8 protein-coding genes are annotated in these 8,002 nt (G+C 61.5%); 1 reads left to right on the top strand and 7 read right to left on the bottom strand.

Going from position 1 to position 8,002, the window contains the following annotated elements; genetic code table 11:
• Positions 1–140: 140 nt before the first annotated feature.
• Genes HX873_RS01590 through HX873_RS01580 form a run of 3 tightly spaced genes read right to left on the bottom strand, consistent with a single transcriptional unit; the run spans position 141 to position 2,647 of the window.
• Positions 141–914: a MetQ/NlpA family ABC transporter substrate-binding protein gene (locus tag HX873_RS01590; RefSeq protein ID WP_003214835.1), complete on the bottom strand. Its 774-nt coding sequence runs from the start codon at positions 912–914 to the stop codon at positions 141–143.
• A 51-nt stretch (positions 915–965) separates the two neighbouring features.
• On the bottom strand, positions 966–1,640 hold the full coding sequence (locus HX873_RS01585) for a methionine ABC transporter permease (RefSeq protein WP_003214831.1): 675 nt from the start codon (positions 1,638–1,640) through the stop codon (positions 966–968).
• Positions 1,640–2,647, bottom strand: coding sequence for a methionine ABC transporter ATP-binding protein (locus HX873_RS01580; protein ID WP_003214829.1), 1,008 nt, complete (start codon positions 2,645–2,647; stop codon positions 1,640–1,642). The genes HX873_RS01585 and HX873_RS01580 overlap by 1 nt, the downstream gene beginning before the upstream one ends.
• Before the next feature lie 268 nt (positions 2,648–2,915).
• Here HX873_RS01580 and katE point away from each other — a divergent pair, with 268 nt between their 5' ends.
• Complete coding sequence (gene katE, locus HX873_RS01575; protein WP_177028121.1) at positions 2,916–5,057, top strand: catalase HPII; 2,142 nt, start codon at positions 2,916–2,918, stop codon at positions 5,055–5,057.
• A 112-nt stretch (positions 5,058–5,169) separates the two neighbouring features.
• Here the strand turns inward: katE and HX873_RS01570 are convergent, their stop codons facing one another.
• From HX873_RS01570 to HX873_RS01555, 4 genes are read right to left on the bottom strand one after another with little or no spacing between them, the layout of a single operon-like run.
• Entirely contained in the window at positions 5,170–5,889 is a 720-nt protein-coding gene (locus tag HX873_RS01570) for a PA5502 family lipoprotein (RefSeq protein ID WP_003214825.1), read from the bottom strand.
• A gap of 37 nt (positions 5,890–5,926) precedes the next feature.
• Positions 5,927–6,715 carry a zinc ABC transporter permease subunit ZnuB gene (gene znuB / locus HX873_RS01565; protein ID WP_003214823.1) on the bottom strand — a complete coding sequence of 263 codons (789 nt, stop codon included), beginning with the start codon at positions 6,713–6,715 and terminating at the stop codon, positions 5,927–5,929.
• The gene (gene znuC / locus HX873_RS01560) at positions 6,708–7,493 is read right to left on the bottom strand and encodes a zinc ABC transporter ATP-binding protein ZnuC (RefSeq protein ID WP_008439630.1); all 786 of its coding nucleotides are present in this window, start codon (positions 7,491–7,493) and stop codon (positions 6,708–6,710) included. The genes znuB and znuC overlap by 8 nt, the downstream gene beginning before the upstream one ends.
• Positions 7,493–7,975, bottom strand: a complete 483-nt coding sequence (locus tag HX873_RS01555) for a Fur family transcriptional regulator (protein WP_003214819.1) — start codon at positions 7,973–7,975, stop codon at positions 7,493–7,495. Before HX873_RS01555 ends, znuC begins: the two co-directional genes overlap by 1 nt.
• Positions 7,976–8,002 lie beyond the last annotated feature (27 nt).

Raw genomic sequence — 8,002 nt, 5'->3', positions numbered from 1 at the left:
TCAACAGATGTATCGACTGAACCACCGCCTTCGCGAGCAAGCCCGCTCCCACATTGGTTTGGATCGTTCCCACGCTCTGCGTGGGAATGCCGCACTGGACGCTCTGCGTCCGCTTTTTCGATCAGGGTTTCGGCCTTGGATCAGAACGCCGGCAGGATCGCGCCTTTGTACTTCTCAAGAATGAACGCTTTCACTTCCGGGGTGTGCAGGGCTGCTACCAGCTTCTTCACCGCGTCCGAATCCTTGTTGTCTTCGCGGGTCACCAGGATGTTCACGTAAGGCGAGTCGTTGCCTTCGATCACCAGTGCGTCCTTGGAGGGGTCCAGCTTGGCTTCCAGGGCGTAGTTGGTGTTGATCAGCGCCAGGTCGACCTGGGTCAGCACGCGCGGCAGGGTGGCGGCTTCCAGTTCGCGGAATTTCAGGCCTTTCGGGTTTTCAGTGATGTCCTTGATGGTCGACAGGATGTTGGTCGGGTCCTTCAGGGTGATCAGGTTGTGCTTGGCCAGCAGCAACAGCGCACGGCCGCCGTTGGTGGCGTCGTTCGGGATCACGACGTTGGCGCCGCTTGGCAGGTCTTCCAGCTTCTTGTACTTGCTGGAGTAGGCGCCCAGAGGCTCCAGGTGCACAGCGCCAACGCTCACCAGGTGAGTGCCCTTGGCTTTGTTGAACTCATCCAGGTACGGCTGGTGCTGGAAGAAGTTGGCGTCCAGGCGCTTTTCGGCTACCTGTACGTTTGGCTGAACGTAGTCGGTGAAGACTTTGACCTGCAGGTCCACGCCTTCCTTGGCCAGAGCCGGCTTCACGAATTCGAGGATTTCAGCGTGCGGCACCGGGGACGCGGCCACGGTGAGGGTTTCGGCGGCGTGGGCGGAGAACGCGGCAACGGCGGCGAAAGCAACCAGTAGTTTTTTCATTCAACAAGCTCCTTGTTCGGGAATTGGCCGGCTTAACGCCGGCAATAGCCGTTATTTTCGAGAAAAGTGCACCACCAGCTTGTCGCCGACGGTTTGCAGAATTTGTACCAGGATCAGCAGCAGCACCACGGTGACCACCATCACGTCGGTCTGGAAGCGCTGATAACCGAAGCGGATCGCCAAGTCACCCAGGCCACCGGCACCCACTACACCGGCCATGGCCGTGTAGGAAACCAGTGTAATCGCCGTCACCGTAATCGCCGCGAAGATGCCGGGGCGGGCTTCGGGCAGCAACGCGTTGGTAATGATCTGGCGAGTGGTCGCGCCCATGGCCTGGGTCGCTTCGATAATCCCGCGGTCCACTTCACGCAGCGCGGTTTCCACCAGGCGCGCAAAGAACGGCGTGGCACCTACCACCAGTGGCGGAATTGCACCGGCAACACCCAGCGAGGTGCCGGTGATCAGCACCGTGAACGGGATCATTACGATCAACAGGATAATGAACGGCAGCGAACGCAGGATGTTCACCACCAGCGACAACAGCGCATAAACATTCTTTTGCTCGAACAGCTGACGCGGGCTGCACAGGAACAGCAGCACGCCCAACGGCAAGCCCAGCAATACGGTGAACAGCAGCGAGCCGAACAGCATGGTCATGGTGTCGCCGGTGGCGAGCAGGATTTCCGACCAGTCGATGTTCGAGAAAAAGCTCAAGAGGATTTCCATTAGCGCAGCACCTCCATATGGACGTCTGCCGCGGTGAAGGCGGCGAAGGCGGCCTCCATGTCACCGCCGGTGACGGCGAGGGTCAGTTGCCCGTAGGGAATGTCTTTGATGCGGTCGATACGACCGGCGAGGATGCTGTAGTCCACACCCGTGTCGCGGGCGACGGTACCCAGCAGCGGCGCGTAGGTCGCTTCGCCCTGGAACGTCAGGCGCACGATGCGCCCCGGTACATGGGCGAAGTCATCGCGCTGTTCGCCTTCGTCGACTTGCTCGGATTCCTGCACGAAGCGCTTGGTGGTCGGGTGCTTGGGGTGCAGGAATACGTCGGCGACGGTGCCTTGCTCGACGATCACGCCGGCGTCCATCACGGCCACGTGGTCGCACACGCGGCGGATCACGTCCATTTCATGGGTGATCAGCACGATGGTCAGCTTCAGCTCGCGGTTGATCTCGGCCAGCAGTTGCAGGACCGAGGCCGTGGTCTGCGGGTCGAGGGCGCTGGTGGCTTCGTCGCATAGCAGGATTTTCGGCTTGGTGGCCAGGGCGCGGGCGATGCCGACGCGCTGCTTCTGGCCGCCCGACAACTGCGCCGGGTACTTCTTGGCGTGGTCGGACAGGCCGACCCGGGCCAGCAATTCGGCCACGCGCAGGTCGATTTCCTTGCGGGAAAGTTCGCCCGCGAGGGTCAGCGGCAGCGCCACGTTGTCGGCAACGGTCTTGGATGCCAGCAGGTTGAAGTGCTGGAAGATCATCCCGACCTGTTGCCGGAAACGGCGCAGGCCGTTGGCGTCGAGGGCGGTGACTTCTTCGTCATCGACCTTGATCTGGCCGCCGCTGGGTTGCTCCAGGCGGTTGATCAGACGCAGCAAAGTACTTTTTCCCGCACCGGAATGGCCGATCAGACCAAACACCTGGCCATTTTCGACGCGCAGGTTGGTGGGATGCAGTGCGGGGATATCCTTACCGGCGACCCGGTAGGTTTTATGGACGTTATGAAACTCGATCACGTAGCGAACCTTGTGGGGCGCATTAAAAAGGGATCAGCGGTTAGCCGGGCGCGCATTTTAGCCTGTCCGTATAGCGTTTCTTAGCATTTATTTCTCATCCGACCAGCGATTTGGCAATAACGCGATCAAAGGTCATAAAAAAGGAACGGTACAAAACCGTGTCAGTCACTACATAAGCAACTCGAAACTCCCAGGTGCCGTGCCTGGGGTTTTGCTCAAGAAGAGCCGGGGATAGCTCTGGCCTACGCAAACGAGGAGTTTTTGTCTGATGAGTACTAAAAAGCCAGTTACCCCGCCCAAGAGCGAACTTGCGGGTACCGACACTCTGGACCGTGGCAACACCAACGCCAAGCTGCAAAGCCTGGAAACATTCCGCTCCGACGCGACGGGCCAGGCGCTGCGCACCAATCAGGGCGTGAAGGTTTCCGATAACCAGAACAGCTTGAAGGTCGGCTCCCGTGGTCCTTCGCTGCTGGAAGACTTCATCATGCGTGAAAAAATCACGCACTTTGACCATGAGCGGATCCCGGAACGCATCGTCCATGCCCGGGGTACCGGTGCCCACGGCTATTTCCAGACCTATGAAAATCATTCGGCGCTGACCAAGGCCGGGTTCCTGCGTAACCCGGAACATAAAACCCCGGTATTTGCGCGCTTTTCCACGGTTCAGGGCCCACGCGGCTCCGGCGATACCGTGCGTGACGTGCGTGGCTTTGCCGTGAAGTTCTTCACCGACGAGGGCAACTTCGACCTGGTGGGTAACAACATGCCGGTGTTTTTCATTCAGGACGCGATCAAGTTTCCTGACTTCGTGCATGCGGTAAAACCTGAGCCCCACAACGAGATTCCTACCGGCGGCTCAGCCCACGATACGTTCTGGGATTTTGTCTCGCTGCAGCCGGAGTCGGCGCACATGGTGATCTGGGCCATGTCTGACCGGGCGATCCCGAAAAGCCTGCGAACCATGCAGGGGTTTGGCGTGCACACCTTCCGCCTGGTGAACGCCGAGGGCAAATCCAACTTCGTCAAATTCCACTGGCGGCCTACCGTCGGCACCTGCTCCCTGGTGTGGGACGAGGCGCAGAAGCTGGCGGGCAAAGACACGGACTTCCACCGTCGTGACCTGTGGGAATCCATTGAAAGTGGCGATTACCCGGAATGGGAATTGGGCGTGCAGATCATCGCCGAAGAAGACGAGCATAAGTTCGACTTCGATATTCTCGACCCGACCAAGCTGATCCCCGAAGAGCTGGTGCCTATCACGCCGCTGGGCAAGATGGTGCTCAACCGCAACCCGGACAACTACTTTGCCGAGACCGAGCAAGTGGCGTTCTGCCCGGGGCATATCGTGCCGGGCATCGACTTCTCCAATGACCCGCTGCTGCAGGGCCGTCTGTTTTCCTACACCGATACGCAGATCAGCCGACTCGGCGGGCCGAACTTTCACGAGTTGCCGATCAACCGTCCGGTAGCGCCGTTCCATAACGGCCAGCGCGATGCCATGCACCGCACCACCATAGACAAGGGCCGCGCGTCCTACGAGCCGAACTCGATTGATGGCGGCTGGCCGAAAGAAACTCCGCCTGCGGCGCAGGACGGTGGTTTTGAGACGTATCCGGAGCGTATTGATGCCCACAAGATCCGTGAGCGCAGCGAGTCGTTCGGTGATCACTTCTCTCAGGCGCGCCTGTTTTTCCGCAGCATGAGCAAGCACGAGCAGGAGCACATCATCGCCGCCTACAGCTTTGAACTGGGCAAGGTGGAGCGTGAGTTTATTCGCGCTCGCCAGGTGAACGAGATCCTCGCCAACATCGACTTGGAACTGGCCAAGCGTGTGGCGCAGAACCTGGGCTTGCCAGCACCGACTAAAGGTACGGTGCCAGAGCGCAAGACGTCTCCGGAACGCTCGCCAGCGTTGAGCCAGGCCAATTTGCTGTCGGGTGATATCAAGACCCGCAAGGTGGCGATTCTGGCGGCGAACGGTGTTGATGGTGCGGAGATTGATGCCTTGAAGAAGGCGCTTGAGGCCGCAGGTGCGCATGCGAAGTTGCTGGGGCCTACCTCGGCGCCGGTAACGACGGCGGATGGCAAGAGCCTGCCGGTGGATGCTTCCATGGAAGGCTTGCCTTCGGTGGCGTTCGATGCGGTGTTTGTGCCGGGTGGCGCCAAGTCGGTTCAGGCGTTGAGCGCTGATGGTGTGGCGTTGCATTACCTGCTGGAGGCCTACAAGCACTTGAAAGCAATTGCCCTGGCCGGTGAGGCGAAGCAGTTGCTGGATGTGCTGAAGCTTGAGGCGGATGCGGGCTTGATTGTGGGCGGCGACGCGAAGGCGTTTAAGGCGTTTTTTGCGGCGATTGCCCAGCATCGGGTCTGGGATCGGGAGCCGAAGGCTAAAGCTGTTCCGGCTTAAGCTATTGGTTGTTTGTTAGACCGCTTTCGCGAGCAAGCCCGCTCCCACATTTGACCGCATTCCAAAGTTGGAACTCGGTTAAATGTGGGAGCGGGCTTGCTCGCGAATGGCGTTATTCAGTCTTACGCGGAATCAGCACGACCTGCGCCGGAACCTTCTTCAGGATCTGCCGGTGAATCTTCAGGTCATACCCCGAATCGATGCGCTTCACCCGTTTGGTCAGCAACGTGGCCAGCCATGGGTAATCTTCGGTGCGCGGTGCCTGGATGCTCACATCGCACTGGTAATTCACCACATCGGTGGCGATCTCATCCAGTTGATGGCGCAGCGCCTCGATATCGGTGAGGTTCAGCGCAACCGTAGTGCTTGGCGCTGCCGGGTCGATGACCTTGGCCGGCGGCTTGGCTTCGGCGGCTTTCAGGGCGGCCTCGGCTTTGTCCAGCTCGACTTTACGGGCATGGGCGATCGCACTGTTGACGCCACCGGTCAGCGCCGGAGCCTTGGGCATCAATGCCCGTGCGCGGCTCAGAGCCGTCGCGGCAGCGTTGACATCACCCTTTTGCAGGACGATCTGGCTGCGCTGCAAATAGGCTTCGGCCAGTTGGCGCTGATAAGGCTCCAGCGCCGGGTCGTTGGGCGACTGGGCCTGCAAGGCGGCCAGCTCGTCTTCGGCGGTGGCCAGTTCACTGCTGGCGAGGTTTTGCTCCAGCTGTGCGATGGCCGCAGCACGTGCGTCCGGCGCCTGGGGGGCGGCGGGCGGGGTGCTTTGGCAGGCGCCCAGCAGCAAGGAAAATGCGGCAAGGAGCAGATAACGGGCGTTGAACAGCTTCATTCCTGCGACTCTCTAATTGCGCAAAAAGCGAGCAAGTCTACACCCCACGACGGGGCAGGACAAAACTCAGCAGAAACAGGGCGGCCGCCGTGACCACAATCGACGGCCCGGCCGGGGTGTCCTTGAACCAGGACAGCGCCAGGCCACCACACACCGCGAGCATCCCCAGAAGGCTGGCGCCGAGCGCCATTTGCTCCGGCGAGCGGGCGTGACGCTGGGCCGCAGCAGCCGGGATGATCAGCAGCGATGTGATCAACAATACGCCGACAATCTTCATCGCGACAGCGATCACCACGGCGATCAGCAGCATCAGGGTCATGCGCAGCGCCGCCACGGGCAAGCCTTCGACGGTGGCCAGTTCTTCGTGAACGGTGATCGCCAGCAGCGGGCGCCACAGCGTCACCAGCAGCACCAGCACTGCCGCGCTGCCGCCTAGAATCCACGCCAGGTCGGTGGGGCTGATCGCCAGCAGGTCGCCGAACAGGTAGGCCATCAGGTCGATGCGCACTTCATGCATGAAGCTCAGCACCACCAGGCCCAGGGACAAGGTGCTTGGGGCCAGGATGCCCAGCAGGGTATCGGAGGCCAGAGGCTGACGCTGTTGCAGGGTCACCAGCAGCACAGCCAGCAGCAGGCAGCCGACGGTGACGGCAATGGTCGGGCTCACATCCAGCAGAAATCCCATGGCCACGCCCAGCAGCGCAGCGTGGGACAGGGTGTCGCCAAAATAGGCCATGCGCCGCCAGACCACGAACGAGCCCAGTGGGCCCGCCACCAGCGCCAGAGCCAAGCCTGCCAGCAGGGCGTAGAGCAGAAAATCAGCCATGCTTGCAGCTATCTCCATGAACGTGGGTGTGGGATGCGGTGGAGTCATCGACTACGGCGCCATGCAGGTCATGGGCGTGGTCGTGATGGTGGTGGTAGATCGCCAGGCTCTGGGCGTTCTTGCCGAACAGCTCGACAAAAGCCGGATCGCCGCTGACCTGTTCCGGGTGGCCGGAACAGCACACGTGACGATTGAGGCACACCACCTGGTCGGTGGTGCTCATCACCAGGTGCAGGTCGTGGGAGACCATCAGCACGCCGCAACCATGGCGGTCCCGCAGGCGGGTGATCAGGCTGTACAGCTCGGCCTGGCCGGCGACGTCGACGCCCTGTACGGGTTCATCCAGTACCAGCAATTCCGGCTCGCGCAGCAGGGCGCGGGCCAGCAGCACTCGCTGCATTTCGCCGCCGGAGATGCTTTGCACCGGGCTGTCGATCACCTGTTCGGCGCCCACTTCCTTGAGGGCGGACTGTGCGCGGGCACGGTCGACACCGGGCACCAGGCGCAGGAAGCGCAGCACCGAGAGGGGCAAGGTCGGGTCCACATGCAGTTTCTGCGGCATGTAGCCGACCCGCAGCCTCGGCTTGCGCCACACGCTGCCGCTGTCGGGCTTGAGCAGGCCGAGTACGGCGCGCACCAGGGTGGTCTTGCCGGCACCGTTGGGGCCGATCAGCGTGACGATCTGACCTGGCTCGACGCTCAGGGCGATGTTGTCCAGCACGTTTTGCCCGGCGAACGTGACCCCGACCTGCTCCAGGCGGATTAACGCAGTGCTCATCAAGCCCCCTGGCAGCCCGAGCACACACCGACGACTTCGACGGTTTGCCCTTCGACCTTGAAGCCGACGTCGCCGGCGCTCTTGATGATGCTGTCGCTGATGCTTTTTTGCTCAAGTTCGATGGCGGCGTGGCACTCGCGGCAAATCAGGAACTGGCCCTGGTGCGCGTGTTCCGGGTGGTTGCAGCCGACAAAGGCGTTGAGCGATGAGATGCGGTGCACCAGGCCGTTGTCCAGCAGGAAGTCCAGCGCGCGGTAAACCGTGGGCGGCGCGGCGCGGCGGCCGTCCTGCTCGCTGAGCACGCCGAGGATGTCGTAGGCACCCAGCGGCTTGTGGCTTTGCCACACCAGCTCCAGCACCCGGCGACGCAGGGCGGTCAGGCGCAGCCCTTGGCGCGCGCACAGTGCGTCGGCCTCTGACAGTGCGCTGTGCACGCAGTGAGAGTGGTCATGGGGACGGCTGGCAAGCGGTGTTTTAGGCATGAGCGGCGACAGATATTTGTGAGAGAC

It is taken from the genome of Pseudomonas sp. P7758 (assembly GCF_013386485.1).
Lineage (GTDB): Bacteria > Pseudomonadota > Gammaproteobacteria > Pseudomonadales > Pseudomonadaceae > Aquipseudomonas.
This window is presented reverse-complemented; position numbering and strand designations above follow the sequence as displayed.